The sequence below is a fragment of the Neorhizobium descurainiae genome, from assembly GCF_051400715.1.
Taxonomy (GTDB): Bacteria; Pseudomonadota; Alphaproteobacteria; order Rhizobiales; family Rhizobiaceae; genus Neorhizobium.
Window position 1 is genome coordinate 12,331 of sequence record NZ_JBLFFK010000008.1, and the last position, 16,666, is coordinate 28,996.

At 62.7% G+C, this 16,666-nt stretch carries 15 protein-coding genes; 8 read left to right on the plus strand and 7 right to left on the minus strand.

All coding sequences use genetic code 11. From position 1 onward, the window contains the following. Nucleotides 1–41 precede the first annotated feature (41 nt). From rbfA to ACMGE0_RS15430, 5 genes are all read left to right on the plus strand, one after another. The gene (gene rbfA, locus ACMGE0_RS15410) at nucleotides 42–449 is read left to right on the plus strand and encodes a 30S ribosome-binding factor RbfA (protein ID WP_436816753.1); all 408 of its coding nucleotides are present in this window, start codon (nucleotides 42–44) and stop codon (nucleotides 447–449) included. A 12-nt stretch (nucleotides 450–461) separates the two neighbouring features. Further along, nucleotides 462–1,391 (plus strand): tRNA pseudouridine(55) synthase TruB, encoded by a 930-nt coding sequence (gene truB, locus ACMGE0_RS15415; protein WP_436816754.1) that lies wholly within the window; start codon nucleotides 462–464, stop codon nucleotides 1,389–1,391. A gap of 157 nt (nucleotides 1,392–1,548) precedes the next feature. Next, on the plus strand, nucleotides 1,549–1,818 hold the full coding sequence (rpsO, locus tag ACMGE0_RS15420; RefSeq protein WP_085421830.1) for a 30S ribosomal protein S15: 270 nt from the start codon (nucleotides 1,549–1,551) through the stop codon (nucleotides 1,816–1,818). Nucleotides 1,819–2,165: 347 nt separating this feature from the next. Beyond that, on the plus strand, nucleotides 2,166–4,310 hold the full coding sequence (gene pnp, locus ACMGE0_RS15425) for a polyribonucleotide nucleotidyltransferase (protein ID WP_436816755.1): 2,145 nt from the start codon (nucleotides 2,166–2,168) through the stop codon (nucleotides 4,308–4,310). Nucleotides 4,311–4,390: 80 nt separating this feature from the next. After that, nucleotides 4,391–5,398: a class I SAM-dependent methyltransferase gene (locus tag ACMGE0_RS15430; protein WP_436816756.1), complete on the plus strand. Its 1,008-nt coding sequence runs from the start codon at nucleotides 4,391–4,393 to the stop codon at nucleotides 5,396–5,398. A gap of 55 nt (nucleotides 5,399–5,453) precedes the next feature. Here ACMGE0_RS15430 and fabI read toward each other — a convergent pair whose 3' ends face one another. The 3 genes from fabI to fabA are packed head-to-tail and all read right to left on the minus strand — an operon-like array spanning nucleotide 5,454 to nucleotide 8,052. Further along, nucleotides 5,454–6,260, minus strand: a complete 807-nt coding sequence (gene fabI / locus ACMGE0_RS15435) for an enoyl-ACP reductase FabI (RefSeq protein WP_436816757.1) — start codon at nucleotides 6,258–6,260, stop codon at nucleotides 5,454–5,456. A gap of 4 nt (nucleotides 6,261–6,264) precedes the next feature. Then, nucleotides 6,265–7,488: a beta-ketoacyl-ACP synthase I gene (gene fabB, locus ACMGE0_RS15440; RefSeq protein WP_436816758.1), complete on the minus strand. Its 1,224-nt coding sequence runs from the start codon at nucleotides 7,486–7,488 to the stop codon at nucleotides 6,265–6,267. A gap of 48 nt (nucleotides 7,489–7,536) precedes the next feature. Beyond that, nucleotides 7,537–8,052 carry a 3-hydroxyacyl-[acyl-carrier-protein] dehydratase FabA gene (gene fabA / locus ACMGE0_RS15445; protein ID WP_436816759.1) on the minus strand — a complete coding sequence of 172 codons (516 nt, stop codon included), beginning with the start codon at nucleotides 8,050–8,052 and terminating at the stop codon, nucleotides 7,537–7,539. 310 nt (nucleotides 8,053–8,362) lie between these two features. Here fabA and irrA point away from each other — a divergent pair, with 310 nt between their 5' ends. Beyond that, nucleotides 8,363–8,779, plus strand: a complete 417-nt coding sequence (gene irrA, locus ACMGE0_RS15450; protein ID WP_436816760.1) for an iron response transcriptional regulator IrrA — start codon at nucleotides 8,363–8,365, stop codon at nucleotides 8,777–8,779. 179 nt (nucleotides 8,780–8,958) lie between these two features. Further along, nucleotides 8,959–9,402, plus strand: a complete 444-nt coding sequence (locus ACMGE0_RS15455) for a hypothetical protein (protein WP_436816999.1) — start codon at nucleotides 8,959–8,961, stop codon at nucleotides 9,400–9,402. Here the strand turns inward: ACMGE0_RS15455 and ACMGE0_RS15460 are convergent, their stop codons facing one another. From ACMGE0_RS15460 to ACMGE0_RS15475, 4 genes are all read right to left on the minus strand, one after another. After that, on the minus strand, nucleotides 9,403–10,191 hold the full coding sequence (locus tag ACMGE0_RS15460) for a YdcF family protein (protein ID WP_436816761.1): 789 nt from the start codon (nucleotides 10,189–10,191) through the stop codon (nucleotides 9,403–9,405). It lies immediately after the preceding gene. Nucleotides 10,192–10,207: 16 nt separating this feature from the next. Beyond that, nucleotides 10,208–10,924 carry a YoaK family protein gene (locus ACMGE0_RS15465; RefSeq protein WP_436816762.1) on the minus strand — a complete coding sequence of 239 codons (717 nt, stop codon included), beginning with the start codon at nucleotides 10,922–10,924 and terminating at the stop codon, nucleotides 10,208–10,210. Between the two features lie 108 nt (nucleotides 10,925–11,032). Next, nucleotides 11,033–12,241: a TIGR03862 family flavoprotein gene (locus tag ACMGE0_RS15470; RefSeq protein ID WP_436816763.1), complete on the minus strand. Its 1,209-nt coding sequence runs from the start codon at nucleotides 12,239–12,241 to the stop codon at nucleotides 11,033–11,035. 19 nt (nucleotides 12,242–12,260) lie between these two features. Then, on the minus strand, nucleotides 12,261–15,875 hold the full coding sequence (locus ACMGE0_RS15475; RefSeq protein ID WP_436816764.1) for a hydantoinase B/oxoprolinase family protein: 3,615 nt from the start codon (nucleotides 15,873–15,875) through the stop codon (nucleotides 12,261–12,263). Between the two features lie 206 nt (nucleotides 15,876–16,081). Between ACMGE0_RS15475 and ACMGE0_RS15480 the strand changes: the two genes are divergently transcribed. After that, nucleotides 16,082–16,666 carry a TRAP transporter small permease gene (locus ACMGE0_RS15480; protein WP_436816765.1) on the plus strand — a complete coding sequence of 195 codons (585 nt, stop codon included), beginning with the start codon at nucleotides 16,082–16,084 and terminating at the stop codon, nucleotides 16,664–16,666.

Consider the following 16,666-nt stretch of genomic DNA (forward strand, 5'->3'; position numbering starts at 1 on the left):
GATCGGGACGAACCCCGACGGCGCTATGGAAGAGAAACAAGATGACCAAGGCTACATCCTCGGCGCCCTCCCAGCGCATGCTTCGCGTTGGCGAACAGGTCCGCGCCGCCATAACCCAGGTCCTGCAGCGCGGCGAAGTGCGCGATGACCTGATCGAAAAGACGGTGATCTCGGTCTCCGAAGTGCGCATGTCGCCGGACCTCAAGATCGCCACCGCCTACGTGACGCCGCTCGGGCTTGCGGACCATGCGGGCGTCATCGAGGCGCTGAACCGCCATGCGAAATTCATCCGCGGCCGTCTCGGCGGCCAGCTCCGGCAGATGAAATACATGCCGGAGGTCCGCTTCCGCGACGACACGAGCTTCGACAATTACAAGAAGATCGACGATCTCCTGCGTTCGCCCGAGGTTCAGCGGGACCTCGAAGACGGCGACGAAGACAAGGAATAACCAAGAGTACGCATGTCCAAACCTAAGAAACCCAAGGGCCGGCCGGTTTCCGGCTGGCTGATCCTCGACAAGCCGGTGGATTTCGGCTCGACCGAAGCCGTTTCCAAGATCAAATGGCTGTTCAACGCCCAGAAGGCAGGCCATGCCGGCACGCTCGACCCGCTTGCCTCCGGCATGCTGCCGATCGCTCTCGGCGATGCCACCAAGACGGTCCCGTATGTCATGGACGGCCGCAAGATCTATGAATTCGCCGTCACCTGGGGCGAGGAGCGCTCGACCGACGATCTCGAAGGCGAGGTGAGCGCAACCTCCGACAGGCGCCCGGCGGAACAGGCGATCCGCGACCTTCTGCCGAGCTATACGGGCACGATCACGCAGGTTCCGCCGCAGTTTTCGGCGATCAAGATCGCCGGCGAGCGGGCCTATGACCTTGCCCGCGACGGCGAGACGGTGGAAATCCCCTCCCGCGAGGTGGAGATCTTCCGCCTGACGCTGCTTGGAGCCACGGCCGACAAGGCGCATTTCGAAGTCGAATGCGGCAAGGGCACCTATGTGCGGGCGCTGGCGCGCGATTTCGGCCGCGAACTCGGCTGCTACGGCCATATTTCGGAACTGCGCCGCACCTTCGTGGCGCCGTTCGCGGAAGACCGCATGGTGCCGCTCGCCGATCTCGTGGCGCTCGAGAAGATCGAGGACCGCGACGAACGGCTGGCCGCTCTCGACGAATTCCTGATCGACACGGCCGAGGCGCTTTCCAACCTGCCGCATCTGCCGGTCACCGACGACCAGGCGCATCGGTTGAAGATGGGCAATCCGGTGATCCTGCGCGGCCGCGACGCGCCGGTGGCGGAGACCGAAGCCTATGCGACGGCCCGCGGGAAACTGATCGCCATCGGAGAGATCGGCCAGGGCGAGTTCCGCCCGAAGCGCGTGTTCGGCTGAGCGAAACATCGGCTCTTCCAATCCGGGCATGAATGGTTTATAGGCAGCGCCAGCATAAAGGCGGCTTTTGGCGCTCCTTTTGCTTTTTAACGGCCAAGGCTGGACGACATCCCGGCTTTTGGCGTCCTCAACTCCTCTCCACAGAAAGGATCGTCCGATGTCGATCACTGCCGAGCGCAAGGCCGCGCTCATCAAGGAATACGCAACCGCCGAAGGCGATACCGGTTCCCCCGAAGTCCAGGTCGCAATCCTCACGGAGCGCATCAACAACCTGACCGAACACTTCAAGGACCACAAGAAGGACAACCATTCCCGCCGTGGTCTTCTGACGCTGGTTTCGAGCCGCCGCTCGCTTCTTGACTATCTCAAGAAGAAGGACGAAGCGCGCTACACCAAGCTGATCGGCAGCCTGGGTATCCGTCGCTGACAAATCTTCCGGCGGGCCTGGAGACAGTGCCCGCCGGACGTTTTCGGGCCAGGCCCGATGAAATGCTCAAGCCGCGCGCTAGATTCGCGCGGTATGAACCGACGGCGGGCCCGGATGGGCCGGATCCGCCACCAATCACCGACCTGTCATGGGGCAGGATTGCCGGATGCTTTCGGCCAATGGTCCAAGGGGAAACCGATGGGCTTTGGCCAGGTTTCTCTGCAAAGGGGAGCCGACGATCGCAAAGCCTCCCGTTGTCTTGCCCATGATGAGTCACATTGATTGCGGTCGATCATGCGCTGCGCCGGATCTGGCGATGCGCGTGCTTCCGCATTGAAGGACAAGACATGTTCAATACTCATTCCGTCGAAATCGAATGGGCCGGCCGTCCGCTGAAGCTGGAAACGGGCAAGATCGCCCGCCAGGCTGACGGCGCCGTCCTCGCCACCTACGGCGAGACCGTCGTTCTCGCCACCGTCGTTTCCGCCAAGGCGCCGAAGCCGGGCCAGGACTTCTTCCCGCTGACCGTCAACTACCAGGAAAAGACCTATGCCGCCGGCAAGATCCCGGGCGGCTATTTCAAGCGCGAAGGCCGTCCGAGCGAAAACGAGACCCTCGTTTCCCGCCTGATCGACCGTCCGATCCGCCCGCTTTTCCCGGAAGGTTACAAGAACGACACGCAGGTCGTCGTCACCGTCGTTCAGCATGACCTGGAAAACGATCCCGATGTCCTGTCCATGGTCGCCACCTCGGCGGCTCTGACGCTCTCCGGTATCCCATTCATGGGCCCGATCGGCGGCGCCCGCGTCGGTTACATCAATGGCGAATACGTGCTGAACCCGCATCTCGACGAAATGGACGAGTCGACCCTCGACCTCGTCGTCGCCGGCACCTCCGACGCCGTCCTGATGGTTGAATCGGAAGCCAAGGAGCTCAACGAACAAGTCATGCTCGGCGCCGTCATGTTCGGCCATCGCGGCTTCCAGCCGGTCATCGATGCGATCATCAAGCTCGCCGAAGTCGCCGCCAAGGAGCCGCGCGACTTCCAGCCGGAAGATTATTCCGAACTCGAAGCCGAAATGCTCGGCATTGCCGAGGCGGAATTGCGTGAAGCCTACAAGATCACCCAGAAGGCTGACCGTTACGCCGCCGTAGACGCCGTCAAGGCCAAGGTGAAGGCGCATTTCCTCCCGGAAGAAGGCGAAGCGAAGTACACGGCTGAAGAAGTCGGCGCGATCTTCAAGCATCTGCAGGCGAAGATCGTCCGTTGGAATATCCTCGACACCAAGAGCCGTATCGACGGCCGCGACCTCGAAACGGTCCGCCCGATCGTTGCCGAAGTCGGCCTTCTGCCGCGCACCCACGGTTCCGCGCTCTTCACCCGCGGCGAAACCCAGGCGATCGTCGTCGCGACCCTCGGCACCGGCGAGGACGAGCAGTATGTCGACAGCCTCACCGGCATGTACAAGGAGCAGTTCATGCTCCACTACAACTTCCCGCCCTATTCGGTCGGCGAAACGGGCCGCATGGGCTCTCCGGGCCGCCGGGAAATCGGTCACGGCAAGCTCGCATGGCGCGCCATCCACCCGATGCTGCCGACCGCCGAGCAATTTCCCTATACGCTGCGCGTCGTATCCGAAATCACCGAGTCGAACGGTTCCTCTTCGATGGCGACCGTCTGCGGCACTTCGCTGGCGCTGATGGATGCGGGTGTTCCGATCGCCAAGCCGGTTGCAGGCATCGCCATGGGCTTGATCCTCGAAGGTGATCGCTACGCGGTTCTCTCCGATATCCTGGGTGACGAAGACCACCTCGGCGATATGGACTTCAAGGTCGCCGGCACGGAAAGCGGCATCACCTCGCTGCAGATGGACATCAAGATCGCCGGTATCACCGAAGAGATCATGAAGGTGGCGCTTGAGCAGGCTCAGGGCGGCCGCAAGCATATCCTCGGCGAGATGGCCAAGGCCATCACCGAAAGCCGCGGCCAGCTCGGCGAGTTCGCGCCGCGCATCGAAATGATGAACATCCCGGTCGACAAGATCCGTGAAGTCATCGGCTCGGGCGGCAAGGTCATCCGCGAGATCGTCGAGAAGACCGGCGCCAAGATCAACATCGAGGACGACGGTACCGTCAAGATTGCCTCCTCCTCCGGCAAGGAGATCGAAGCGGCCCGCAAGTGGATCCACTCGATCGTCGCTGAGCCGGAAGTCGGACAGATCTATGAAGGTACGGTCGTCAAGACCGCCGATTTTGGCGCCTTCGTCAACTTCTTCGGCGCCCGTGACGGCCTCGTGCATATCTCGCAGCTCGCCTCCGACCGCGTTGCCAAGACGACCGATGTCGTCAAGGAAGGCGACAAGGTCTGGGTCAAGCTGATGGGCTTCGACGAGCGCGGCAAGGTTCGCCTGTCGATGAAGGTCGTCGACCAGGCCACCGGCCAGGAAATCGCCCAGGAGAAGAAGAAGGCTGACGGCGAAGCCGCCGAATAAGCTTCCTTCCTCTTGAAGAGAAACGAGGCGCGGAAGCTCTTCCGCGCCTTTTCTGTATCCGATGTCCCCAGGGAACGACCATGAGCCGCGACGCGCTGAAAACCCTCTTCCATCCTTTCGCCACCGGGGCGGTGCCCATGCCCGGCGAGGGAGAACGCGTGATCTTTCTGGGTGCCGAGGCCGGCAATGTCCTGCCGGAAGGGTTTGAGGCGGAAGTCGCCGCAGTGCAGCCGTTCCGCCCGCTCTTCCGCGCCTTGCGGGAAGGTGCCGTTCCTGAAGCCGAAGGCGAGGATTACGACGCGGCGCTGGTGCTCTGCGGAAAACATCGCGGGGAGAACGAGAACCGCGTGGCAGAGGCCCTGGAGCGGGTCAGGGCGGGCGGCATGATCGTCGTTGCCGGCGGCAAGGAGGATGGCATCCAGCCGCTTCGCAACACGCTTCTGAAGCTCGGTCTGCAGATCGACTACACCCCGAAATATCATGGCGTGGCGATCTGGTTCGCCCGACCGGAAAAGGCCGACACGGCAATCGCGGCATTGAAGAAATCGCCTGTCATGGTCGAAGGCCGCTTCGAGGCGGCGCCCGGCATGTTCTCGCATGATCGCGTCGATGCAGGCTCGGAACTGCTTGCAGGGCGCCTGCCGACTGATTTCGACGGCAATGCCGCCGATTTCGGCGCCGGCTGGGGTTATCTTTCGGTGATGCTCAAGGAGAAGTCGCCGCGCGTGAACCGCATCGACCTCTACGAGGCCGACTGGCAGGCGCTGGAATTTGCCAAGCGGAACCTCGCCCGCAACTGCCCGGACCTCGATGCGCGTTTCTATTGGCAGGATCTCGGCGCCGAGCCGGTGAAGGAGAAATACGATCTCGTCGTCATGAACCCGCCGTTCCATGAAGCGCAGGCGGCCGATCCGGAACTCGGCAGGACGATGATCCGCAGCGCCGCCTCCGCACTGAAGAACGGCGGCCGCTTGATGCTGGTCGCCAACCGCGGCCTGCCTTACGAGCCGGTATTGGCGGAAGGATTCCGCGAGCATGGCGAAACCTGCCGCAATGCCCGCTTCAAGGTTCTGTGGGCTCGCAAGTAAGCAACAAAAAAGCCCTGCGATGACGGGGCTTTTTTGTTTGATCGATCAGAGCAACTTACTCCGCATCCGCCTTGCGCAGCCTGTCGAGCGTCGGCAGCGACGTGATGCTGTAGCCGGCGTCGACATAGTGGACCTCGCCGGTGACCCCGCGGGAAAGATCGGACAGGAGGTAAAGCGCCGAGCCGCCGATATCCTCGATCGTCGCGGTGCGACGGAGCGGCGAGTTCTGCTGGTTCCAGGAATAGATGGCGCGGGCGTCCGAAATGCCGGCGCCCGCCAGCGTGCGCACCGGGCCGGCGGAGATCGTGTTGACGCGGATGTCGCGCGGTCCGTAGTCGGCTGCCAGATAGCGCACGGAGGCTTCCAGGGCCGCCTTGGCGACGCCCATGACGTTGTAGTTCGGGATGACGCGCTGAGAGCCGTTATAGGTCAGCGTCAGCATTGACCCCCCGTTCGGCATGAGTTCGGCGGCGCGCTTGGCGACTTCCGTGAAGGAGAAGCAGGAGATCACCATGGTGCGGCTGAAGTTTTCGCGGGTCGTGTCGGCGTAAAGGCCCTTCAACTCGTTCTTGTCGGAAAAGCCGATGGCGTGGACGAGAAAATCCAGCGTGCCCCAGCGTTCCTTGATCGTCGCGAAGGCGGCATCCACCGATGCGATGTCCTCCACGTCGCAGGGCACGACGAAATCGGAACCGAGCTCGGCGGCAAGCGGCTTGACGCGCTTGCCGAGCGCTTCGCCCTGATAGGTGAAGGCGAGCTCCGCGCCCTGCGCGGCGACGGCCTTCGATATTCCCCAGGCGATCGAATGATTGTTGGCGACCCCCATGATCAGGCCGCGTTTCCCCTGCATGATTCCGCTCATGGAATTATCCGTTATAGCGCTGGAAGACGAGCGTGGCGTTGGTGCCGCCGAACCCGAAGGAATTGGAAAGAACCGTGTCGATCTTGGCATCGTCGATCCGTTTGCGGACGATCGGCATGCCATCGAATTCCGGATCGAGATTTTCGATATGGGCGCTTTCGCCGATGAAGCGCTCCTGCATCATCAGAAGCCCGTAGATCGATTCCTGCACGCCGGCGCCGCCGAGCGAATGGCCGGTGAGCGATTTGGTGGATTGGATATGGGGCATCCTGTCGCCGAACACTTCGCGGATGGCGCCGATCTCCTTGGAATCCCCGACCGGCGTCGAGGTTCCGTGGGTATTGATGTAGTCCACATCGCCCTTCACGGTTGCAAGCGCCTGTCGCATGCAGCGCACCGCGCCTTCGCCCGATGGAGCGACCATATCGTAGCCGTCCGAAGTCGCGCCGTAGCCGACGATCTCGGCATAGATCTTGGCGCCGCGGGCCTTCGCGCGCTCGAGCTCTTCCAGCACCAGCACGCCGGCGCCGCCGGCGATCACGAAGCCGTCGCGGTCGACGTCGTAGGCACGCGAGGCCTTTTCCGGCTGGTTGTTGAACTTGGTGGACATGGCGCCCATGGCGTCGAAGAGGTTCGACATGGTCCAGTCGAGGTCCTCGTGGCCGCCGGCGAACATCACGTCCTGCTTGCCCCATTGGATCATTTCGGCAGCGTTGCCGATGCAATGCGCGGAGGTGGAACAAGCCGACGAGATCGAATAGTTCACGCCGTGGATCTTGAACCAGGTGGCGAGCGTCGCAGAAGCCGTCGACGACATGGCCTTCGGCACGGCAAACGGGCCGATGCGCTTCGGGCTGTTGTTCTTGACGGTGATTTCGGCCGCCTCGATCAGCGTACGGGTCGAAGGACCGCCCGAGCCCATGATGATGCCGGTGCGCTCGTTCTCGCTGTAGTCCTTTTCCTCCAGGCCGGAATCGGCGATCGCCTGCTTCATGGCGACATGGTTCCAGGCGCCGCCCTGGGAGAGAAAGCGCATGGCCCGGCGGTCGACCAGTTCGGTGGGATCGAGAGCGGGCCTGCCCCAGACCTGGCACTTGAAGCCGTGCTCGGCGAAATCGGGGGAGAATGAAATGCCGGACTTTGCCTGACGCAAGGATTCGGTGACTTCGGCGGCGTCGCTTCCGATCGAGGATACGATACCGAGACCCGTGACAACTACCCGTCTCATCTCATCAAAACCTTTTCTGCTTGTTCTGCCTTCGGCATCATGCCTCTGTCAGGCCGCCTTTTCCTGGAACAGGCCGACGCGGAGATCGCTGGCGCGATAGATCACCTCGCCATCGGCCTTCATCCAGCCGTCGGCAATGCCGAGCACGAGGCGTCCGCGCATCACGCGCTTGAAATCGATGCCGTATTCCACGAGCTTGGTCTGCGGCGTGACCATGCCGGTGAATTTCACTTCGCCGGTGGAGATCGCGCGGCCCTTGCCGGGTTCGCCGAGCCAGCCGAGATAGAAGCCGGTCAGCTGCCACATGGCATCGAGCCCGAGGCAGCCCGGCATGACCGGATCGCCTTCGAAATGGCAGGGGAAGAACCAGAGGTCCGGCGTGATGTCGAACTCAGCACGAATGAAACCCTTGTCGTTCGGGCCGCCGGTTTCCGAAATCTCGGTGATTCGATGGAACATCAGCATGGGCGGCAGCGGGAGCTGCGCATTGCCGGGTCCGAACATTTCGCCGTGGGCGCAGGTGAGGATTTCCTCGTAAGAGAAGCTGGACTGTCTGACTGCCATAAAATTCCGTTCCCCCCGTTGAGCCTTGGACCTTCTGTTTCAGAACCACTATTGCAAGATCGGTCGAAATTGAAGTGACGATATCCCACACTTCGCTTGGGGTGGCTGCCAAGTGGTGGAACATCGTCCGTTCAGGTCCGCATATAGGAAGCGATGGGCGCAAACCAGAGGCTTGTGGCGGAAATAACGTGATTTTGGCTGTCTCGCGAACAGTATCCTCCGGAAACTATTGAAAGCGCTGGCTGTAAAAGTTATATCGGAAAGTCAAGATACCTTACATTTGCGTGAACGTGGGGAGCTGACAGGCACTATGGCAGAAGCCATTACGGACATCGAGACGAGACTGCGCCATTGCGGCCTGCGTCCGACGCGACAGCGCGTGGCGCTTGCCGACCTGCTGTTCGCCAAGGGCGACCGTCACCTGACCGTCGAGGAACTGCACGAGGAGGCCGTCTCGGCCGGAGTGCCCGTTTCGCTCGCAACCGTCTACAATACGCTCCATCAGTTCACCGAGGCCGGCCTCATCCGCGTGCTCGCCGTGGAAAGCGCCAGGACCTATTTCGATACCAATATCTCGGACCATCACCACTTCTTCGTGGAAGGCCGCAACGAGGTGCTCGATATTCCGGTCAGCAATCTGGAGATCGGCAACCTGCCGGATGCACCCCAAGGCATGGAAATCGCCTATGTGGATGTCATCATCCGGCTGCGCGAGAAGAAGGCCTGACGCCTCCTAATCCTTCCTTGTTCCCTTGATGTCCTTTCCGGATGCCGGTCAGCGTCGCGCAAGTGCTTGGGCGTAGCATAGCCGCCGATGATCGCGCTCGTCATCCGCGAGCGCATGCCGTGAACAGGTGAATTTACCGGGGTGCAGCCGTGAAGAAGCTCTTGATCGTGTTGGTGCAGATGATGGCGCTGACCGTTGCGCCGGCGCTTGCCTTCGCGCAGCAGCAGCTCATCTCCGATCCGGAGATTTACGAGAAGGATCACTTCCGCACGGAGTGCAAGACGGCGGATTTCGGACCCGGTTTCATCACCCGTTTCGACATCAACAACGACGGCATCGTCGATGCGGTCTCCAACCACGGCGAACTGACCTGCGACGGCGTCAGGGGACCGGCCTGCAACAATGATGGCTGCCCCTATAATTTCTACCTCCAGGCCAAGGAGGGCGGCTATTTCATGATCGCCACCGCGCAGCTCTATGGCTACGATTTCGTCAAGTATTTCGGCAACATGGTCTTCCTCCTGAAGATGCATCCGCGCTACTGCGAGCGCACCGATGCCGAACCCTGTGAGATGCGCGTGCGCGTGCGGGGCGGCCGCTTCCTCACCATTTCCAAGAAATAGTCACTTCGGAAAGATGTCGCCGATGCGCCCGGCGAGACGATAGGCCACGAGGCTCATCCATTCGCGCACCGCGGTGGTGGTGATCTGGGCGTTGAGCGCGGGCTGGGTGAAGTCGAGCGACGGGCCGACGATGCCGCTCGTCCGATAGTCGACCGGCCAGGGCGTGACGGTCATTCCTGCCGTCCTGAACAGGCCGATCGCGCGCGGCATGTGATAGGCGGACGTGATCAGCAGGCAGTTTTCGAGCCCCTGGTCTTTCAGAAGCTCGGCAGTATTGACCGTGTTCTCATAGGTTGTCCGGGAAGCATTCTCCTTGACGAGGCGATCCGGCGAGATGCCGAAGGCGGAAAAAAGCCGTTCCGCGGCCTGCGCCTCTCCTTCGTAGCCGCCGCTGATCGAGCCGTCGCCGCCGGAGATCAGGATGCGCGCTTGCGGATGATTGCGGGCGAGCCGCAGGGCTTCGACGAACCGGTCCGCCGCCTGGTTGAGCTCGATGCCGCCGCGTGCCGTGTTGATCTCATTGTCCAGCGCGCCCCCGAGCACGATCATGCAGGAAAGCGCCTGCGGGTCTTCGGCGGGCTTGGGAAAGCGGGCCTCCAGCACCTGCAGCGCGACCGTGCCGGTCGTGGTGAAAAGGGTCACGAAGAGGATCAGGGCAGCCATCAGCGCGGAGAGACCGCCGAACCTGCGCCAGCCTGCGAAAACGAGAAACGCAGCGAGGGCGCAGAGGAGAAAGGCGGCGGAAAGCGGCTGAGCGAAAACCCAAAAGAGCTTGGAAACCAGGAACATGATACTTCCGGAACGATTAGGCGCGGCGCCGCGCGGGTGTGATCGGCTGCTGGAAATGCAGATGCAGCGGGCGCGGCAGCATCGCCGTCGCCAAGGCCACCGCGAGAGCCAGGACGGATACGAACCAGAGCGCATCGCTGCCTGCATATTTCGTCAGGAAAGCGCCGGTGACGGCGCCGCATGCCATGCCCGTCCAGGGAATGGTCTGAATAAGCCAGCCGGTCGGATTGCGGTCGCCGACGAGCCAGCGTCCGATGCCTCGGCCGAACCGGGAGAGCGCGCCGGTAACATAGGTAAGCCCGATCGGCAGGCCCTCGATATGCTCGACGGTCGCGTTGATCATCCCCATCGACAGCACGATGAGATAGAACTGCAGCCGCGGGTAGGTTTCGTCCGGAACGATCGAGGCGGCCGCAAGCAGAATGGACACGCCGGCGAGGACCACGAAGGTGCGTCTTGCCGAAACCGTATGGGCGAGCACGATGCCGAGCGCATTGCCAAGGATGAAGACCCAGAGCGCTGAGAAGAGTATCAGCGCGTGCGTATAATTGCCGTCTGCGAAGGAGAGGGCCGCGCGCGTCGTGTTGCCGGTCATGAAGGAAACGAAGTCGCCGGAAAGCAGGAGGCCGACCGCATCCGTCATCCCGGCCACGAAGGAGATCGCGGCAACGAGCGTCAGGCCCGTGACGGTCCTTCGCGTGCGGATGATGCGTCTGCGTCTTGCTCTGGTCATGGAGGGCCTTTCCTCCCGGGGTTCTGCGCGAATCAAGCCATTCGGCCTTGATCCGGAACAATGCCGGTGAGAGGGAAAGAAATCGCAAATCGACCGCTGAAGCGAGTCCTATCCGGCGCTGAACCAGGCTTCGATACCCTTTGCCGCAGCGCGGCCGGTGGCGAAGCAGGCGGTCAGCAGATAGCCGCCCGTCGGCGCCTCCCAGTCCAGCATCTCGCCGGCGGCAAAGAGGCCCGGAATGGGCTTCAACATGTAGCTCTCGTCAACCGCGTCCCAGGCGATTCCGCCGGCCGACGAGATGGCTTCTGCGATCGGCCGGGGACGGATGAGCGGGATCGGCAGGGCCTTGATGAGACCGGACAATCCCTCCGGCGCCATGCGGCTGGCGTCGGGGACAAGTTCGCGCAGCAGGGCGGCCTTCACGCCTTCCAGTCCGGCACCCTTGCGCAGCCGGTTGGAGAAGCTCGCCTTGGCATCCTGCCGCGCCAGATCGCGAGCCAGACGCTCTATGGTGCGCCCCGGAATCAGGTCTACGACAAGGTTTGCCGCACCGTCGCGGCGGAGCCTGTCGCGCAGGGCGGCGGAATGGGCATAGACGAGGCTGCCTTCGATCCCGTGTGTCGAAATCACGAATTCACCCTGATAAGTTCCGGCGTCGGATGTCGCCGAGACCGATTTCAACGGCTCGCCGGCGAAGCGTTCGCGAAACGTTTCGCTCCAGGCGACGTCGAAACCGCAATTGGCCGGCCGGAGATCACTGATCGCGACGTCCTTCTCCGTGAGCCACGGCACCCAGGCGGCATCCGATCCGAGCCGTGGCCAGCTTGCGCCGCCGAGCGCCAGCAGCACCGCATCCGGCCGGACGGTGATTTCGCCTTCCGGCGTTTCGACGCGGTAACCGTCTTCTGCAAAGCCCGTCCAGCGATGACGCGTTTTCAACGTCACGCCCTGTGCTTCCAGCCGGCGCAGCCAGGCGCGAAGCAGCGGTGAAGCCTTCATGACTTTGGGAAAGACGCGGCCCGATGTGCCGACGAAGGTTTCCGTACCGAGCCCCGCCGCCCACGCGCGCACGTCGTCCGGCGTGAACGCATCGAGCGCCGGGCGCAGCCGCGCGGATGCCGGACCGAAACGTTTGGCAAACTTTGAGAATTCTTCCGAATGGGTGATGTTGAGCCCGGACTTGCCGGCGAGCAGAAATTTCCGCCCGAAGGTCGGCATGGCCTCATAGACGGTGACGGAGGAGCCGGCAGCGGAAAGCACTTCCGCCGCCATGAGCCCCGCCGGTCCGCCGCCGATGATCGCAACTTGCTTCGTCATGATCTCCGGTTACGGCAGATCAGTGCGCTTTGCCATAGCCTCCGGCAGTCGGCGTGATCACCGTCACGGCTTCACCGGCCTCTATGACGGTCTGCGCACAGCCGCCAAGCTCCTCCGACGTCCCGTCGAGGCGGCGCACGGCTGTTCTGCCGAGTTCTCCCGCCTCGCCGCCGGCAAGCCCGTGCGGCCGGATCGTCCGGTGCGAGGAGAGGATGGCGCAATCCATCCTTTCCAGGAAACGGATGGTGCGTGTCGTGCCGCTGCCGGCAGTGAACTTGCCCCTACCGCCGGAATTTTCGCGGATGTGGAAGTCTTCGAGCAGCACCGGGTAGCGCGTCTCCAGGATTTCCGGATCGGTGAGGCGCGAATTGGTCATGTGGACATGCACCGCATCCGTGCCGGCAAAACCCGTCCCGTCGTTGAAGACACCGGCCGGCGAGCCCGAACACAGCGTTTCGTAATACTGGTAGGTCGCGTTGCCGAAGGTGAGATTGTTCATCGTGCCCTGGCTTGCTGGCAGCGCGCCTAGAGCACCGAAGAGCGCGTTGGTGACGTGCTGGCTGGTCTCCACATTGCCGGCGACGACGGCGGCCGGATATTGCGGCTTCAGCATCGAGCCATCCGGCACGACGATCTTGATCGGCCTGAGGCAGCCTGCATTCATCGGGATCGAGCTTTCGACCATGACGCGGAAGACATAGAGCACGGCCGCGCGCGTCACCGGCTCGGGGGCGTTGAAATTGTTCTTCTGCTGTGGGCTCGTGCCCGTGAAGTCGACCACGGCCTCGCGCTTTTCCTTGTCGACGGTGATCTTCACCTGGATCACGCTGCCCTGGTCGGTCGAATAGGAGAATTCGGCATCGTCCAGTTTCGCGATGACGCGGCGAACGCTCTCCTCGGCATTGTCCTGCACATGGCCCATATAGGCCTGCACCACGTCGAGGCCGAACTGCGCGATCATCTTGCGCATCTCGTGGACGCCCTTCTCGTTGGCGGCGATCTGGGCACGCAGGTCCGCGACGTTCTGGGCGACGTTGCGGGCGGGGTAGGGGTGCTCGGACAGAAGCCTGGTGATGCCTGCCTCATCGAAACGGCCGCGATCGACGAGCAGCACGTTGTCGAAGAGAACGCCTTCCTCGTCGACGGTCGTCGCAAGCGGGGTCATCGAGCCCGGAGCGGTGCCGCCGACATCCGCATGATGGCCGCGTGAGGCGACATAGAAGAGGATTTTTTCGCCCTTGTCATCGAACACAGGTGTAACGACGGTAATGTCCGGCAGGTGGGTGCCGCCGTTATAGGGCGCATTCAGGGCAAAGACGTCTCCAGGGCGGACCTTACCCTTGTTGGCGGCGATCACCGTCTCGACCGAGCGGTCCATCGAGCCGAGATGCACCGGCATATGGGGGGCGTTCGCCACCAGAGCGCCGTTCTCGTCGAAGACGGCGCAGGAGAAGTCGAGCCGTTCCTTGATATTCACTGAAGAAGCGGTGTTCTGCAGCGTGACACCCATCTGCTCGGCGATCGACATGAAGAGGTTGTTGAAGACTTCGAGCAGCACGGGATCGGCCTGCGTGCCGATCGGCCTGGCGCGGGAAAGCTCGGTGATACGCTTCAGCACGACATGATTGAGCCCGGTGATCTCGAAGGCCCAGCCGTCTTCCACGACGATCGTCTGGTGCGGCTCGACGATCAGGCAGGGACCGTTCGCCCTGGTGCCGGGCTTGATGTCGGCGCGGCGGTAGACCGGCGCCTCGCGCCATGCGCCGCCGGAGAAGAATTTCGTTTCCTCGGCGATCGTCGGTTCAGAGGTGTCGAGCGGGAATTCCGGCTCGTCTGAATCGGCGCCGCCGCCGATCGCCTCGACCTCATAGGCTTCGAAGATGATCTCGCGGTTTTCGAAGATGAAGCCGAACTGCTTTTTATGTGCCGTCTCGAAGGCGGACGTCATCTCGGCCGTATCGCTCAAAGCTACAGGCAAAGTCGTATCCGTGCCCTGGTATCGTAGATGGGCACGGTGCAGCACATCGGTCTCGGCCTCGGAAACGCCCTGTGATGCCATTTCCTCGATAACGCTGGCCGTCAGCTCGTCACGGATCGGACCAAGCGATCGGAGTGCTGAAGCAAGGCCTTCGGAAACCGTGCGCTGGCGGGTGGCGCGGATGTCGGCAAGTCCCATGCCGTAGGCGGAAAGGATGCCGGAGAAGGGGTGGATCAGCACGGTCGAGATGCCGAGCGCGTCGGCTGTCAGGCAGGCATGCTGGCCGCCGGCGCCGCCGAAGCAGGTCAGCACGTAATGGGTGACGTCGTAGCCGCGCTGAACGCTGATCTTCTTCACCGCATTGGCCATGTTCTCGACGGCGATGGCGAGGAAGCCGTCGGCCACCTCCTCCGGCGTGCGGCCGTCGCCGATCACCTCAGCCATCGCCTCGAAGGCGGCGCGTACCGCATCCGCGTCGAGCGGCTGGTCGCGGTTCGGCCCGAAGATGGCCGGGAAGAGTTTCGGCGCGAGCTTGCCGAGCATGACATTCGCGTCGGTGACCGTCAGCGGCCCGCCGCGGCGATAGGCCTTCGGACCTGGATTGGCGCCCGCCGAATCCGGGCCGACGCGGAAACGGCCGTTCTCGAAATGCAGGATAGAGCCTCCGCCTGCCGCCACCGTATGGATGGACATCATCGGCGCGCGCATGCGCACGCCGGCCACTTCCGTCTCGAAGGAGCGTTCCAGCTCGCCGTCGTAATGGGAGACGTCGGTGGAGGTGCCGCCCATGTCGAAGCCGATCATCCGGTCGAAGCCTGCAAGCCTTGAGGTTTCCACCGCACCGACCACGCCGCCGGCCGGCCCCGAGAGGATCGCGTCCTTGCCCTGGAAGAGCCGCGCTGCGGTGAGGCCGCCTGAAGACTGCATGAACATCAGTTGCGGCCCGTTCTCCCCGTCGGCGCCAAGCTCCTCGGCGACTTGCTCTACGTAGCGGCGCAGGATCGGCGAAAGATAGGCGTCGACGACGGTCGTATCGCCGCGTCCGACTAGCTTGATCAGCGGCGAAACCTCGTGGCTGACGGAGATTTGCGTAAAACCGATCTCGCGGGCGATCCGCGCAACGAGCTGTTCGTGAGCCGGGTAACGATAGGCGTGCATGAAGACGATCGCGACGGCGCGGAAGCCCGCATCGAACTGCGCCTGCAGTTCCGGGCGGATCGCTGCTTCGTCCGGCGAGGCTTCCACCATGCCGTCGGCACGCACGCGCTCATTCACCTCGACCACGGCGCTGTAGAGCAGTTCCGGTTTGATGATCTTCTTCGCAAAAATGTCGGCACGGGCCTGGTAGCCGATCGCCAGAGCGTCACGGAAACCGCGCGTGGTGACGAGCAGCGTGCGCTCGCCCTTGCGTTCCAACAGCGCGTTGGTGGCGACGGTGGTGCCCATCTTCACAGCGCCGATCGTATGCGAGGGGATCGGTGTGCCGGCCGTGACGCCGAGAAGTTCGCGGATTCCCTGCACGGCTGCGTCTCGATAGGCTTCCGGATTTTCCGAAAGAACCTTGTGAGCGATCAGCGATCCATCCGGTTTGCGCCCGACGATGTCGGTGAACGTCCCGCCGCGATCGATCCAGAAATCCCACTTGCTGTCGGCCATGTCCCGCCTCTGTTTTGGAAACCTGATTTGTATTAACGAAAACATTTCGTCGATAAAACGTCAATGATTAGTTGACAGGAAAATGCCTGTTGAAGCATCATGCTCATCGAACGGGCAAGGAAGCCGAAAGAGTTTCGCCCGGATAACCGGCAACCGAGGGGAGCCGACCATGACTTTTTGCCGCTCCGTGTTGCGGAGGACCTCGTATGTCCACCGTTGATATCCGTCACAGCATCTTTCCCGAATGGCTGCGCCGCACGCTCGACGGGCTCTATCTCGTCTCCGGCTGGTTGGCCGGGCTTTTCCTCGTCGCGATCTTCCTGATCATGATGGCGCTTTCCGCCGGCAGGCCGCTCGATATCGACGTGCCGGCGGGCGACGATTTCGCCTCCTGGTGCATGGCTGCGAGCGCCTTCCTCGGTCTCGCACATACGTTCCGCTCCGGCGAGATGATCCGCGTCGGCCTGCTGGTCGAGCGCATCAAGGGTCCGGCGCGGCAGGTGGTCGAGATCGTTGCCCTGGTGATCGGCACGATAGCGGCCGTCTATTTCGCCTGGTTCGCCTTCGACATGACGCGCACGTCCTACCGGTTCAACGACCTGTCGCAGGGCGTCATCGCGGTGCCGCTCTGGATTCCGCAGCTCGGTTTCTGCGGCGGTCTGATCATCCTCGCGATCGCCTTTGTCGACGAGCTGCTGCACGTGCTGTTCGGCGGTTCGCCGCGCTACGAAAAGCCGGCGCCGGAAACCGCCGAGGAAGTCATCGAACGCGCCATCCAGAGCGGGGCCTGA

Bases quoted from the DNA above. Each gene is read 5' to 3' on its own strand.
- rbfA (WP_436816753.1), top strand. From the start codon at position 42: ATGACCAAGGCTACATCCTCGGCGCCCTCCCAGCGCATGCTTCGCGTT.
- truB (WP_436816754.1), top strand. From the start codon at position 462: ATGTCCAAACCTAAGAAACCCAAGGGCCGGCCGGTTTCCGGCTGGCTG.
- rpsO (WP_085421830.1), top strand. From the start codon at position 1,549: ATGTCGATCACTGCCGAGCGCAAGGCCGCGCTCATCAAGGAATACGCA.
- pnp (WP_436816755.1), top strand. From the start codon at position 2,166: ATGTTCAATACTCATTCCGTCGAAATCGAATGGGCCGGCCGTCCGCTG.
- ACMGE0_RS15430 (WP_436816756.1), top strand. From the start codon at position 4,391: ATGAGCCGCGACGCGCTGAAAACCCTCTTCCATCCTTTCGCCACCGGG.
- fabI (WP_436816757.1), bottom strand. From the start codon at position 6,260: ATGAGCGGAATCATGCAGGGGAAACGCGGCCTGATCATGGGGGTCGCC.
- fabB (WP_436816758.1), bottom strand. From the start codon at position 7,488: ATGAGACGGGTAGTTGTCACGGGTCTCGGTATCGTATCCTCGATCGGA.
- fabA (WP_436816759.1), bottom strand. From the start codon at position 8,052: ATGGCAGTCAGACAGTCCAGCTTCTCTTACGAGGAAATCCTCACCTGC.
- irrA (WP_436816760.1), top strand. From the start codon at position 8,363: ATGGCAGAAGCCATTACGGACATCGAGACGAGACTGCGCCATTGCGGC.
- ACMGE0_RS15455 (WP_436816999.1), top strand. From the start codon at position 8,959: ATGATGGCGCTGACCGTTGCGCCGGCGCTTGCCTTCGCGCAGCAGCAG.
- ACMGE0_RS15460 (WP_436816761.1), bottom strand. From the start codon at position 10,191: ATGTTCCTGGTTTCCAAGCTCTTTTGGGTTTTCGCTCAGCCGCTTTCC.
- ACMGE0_RS15465 (WP_436816762.1), bottom strand. From the start codon at position 10,924: ATGACCAGAGCAAGACGCAGACGCATCATCCGCACGCGAAGGACCGTC.
- ACMGE0_RS15470 (WP_436816763.1), bottom strand. From the start codon at position 12,241: ATGACGAAGCAAGTTGCGATCATCGGCGGCGGACCGGCGGGGCTCATG.
- ACMGE0_RS15475 (WP_436816764.1), bottom strand. From the start codon at position 15,875: ATGGCCGACAGCAAGTGGGATTTCTGGATCGATCGCGGCGGGACGTTC.
- ACMGE0_RS15480 (WP_436816765.1), top strand. From the start codon at position 16,082: ATGTCCACCGTTGATATCCGTCACAGCATCTTTCCCGAATGGCTGCGC.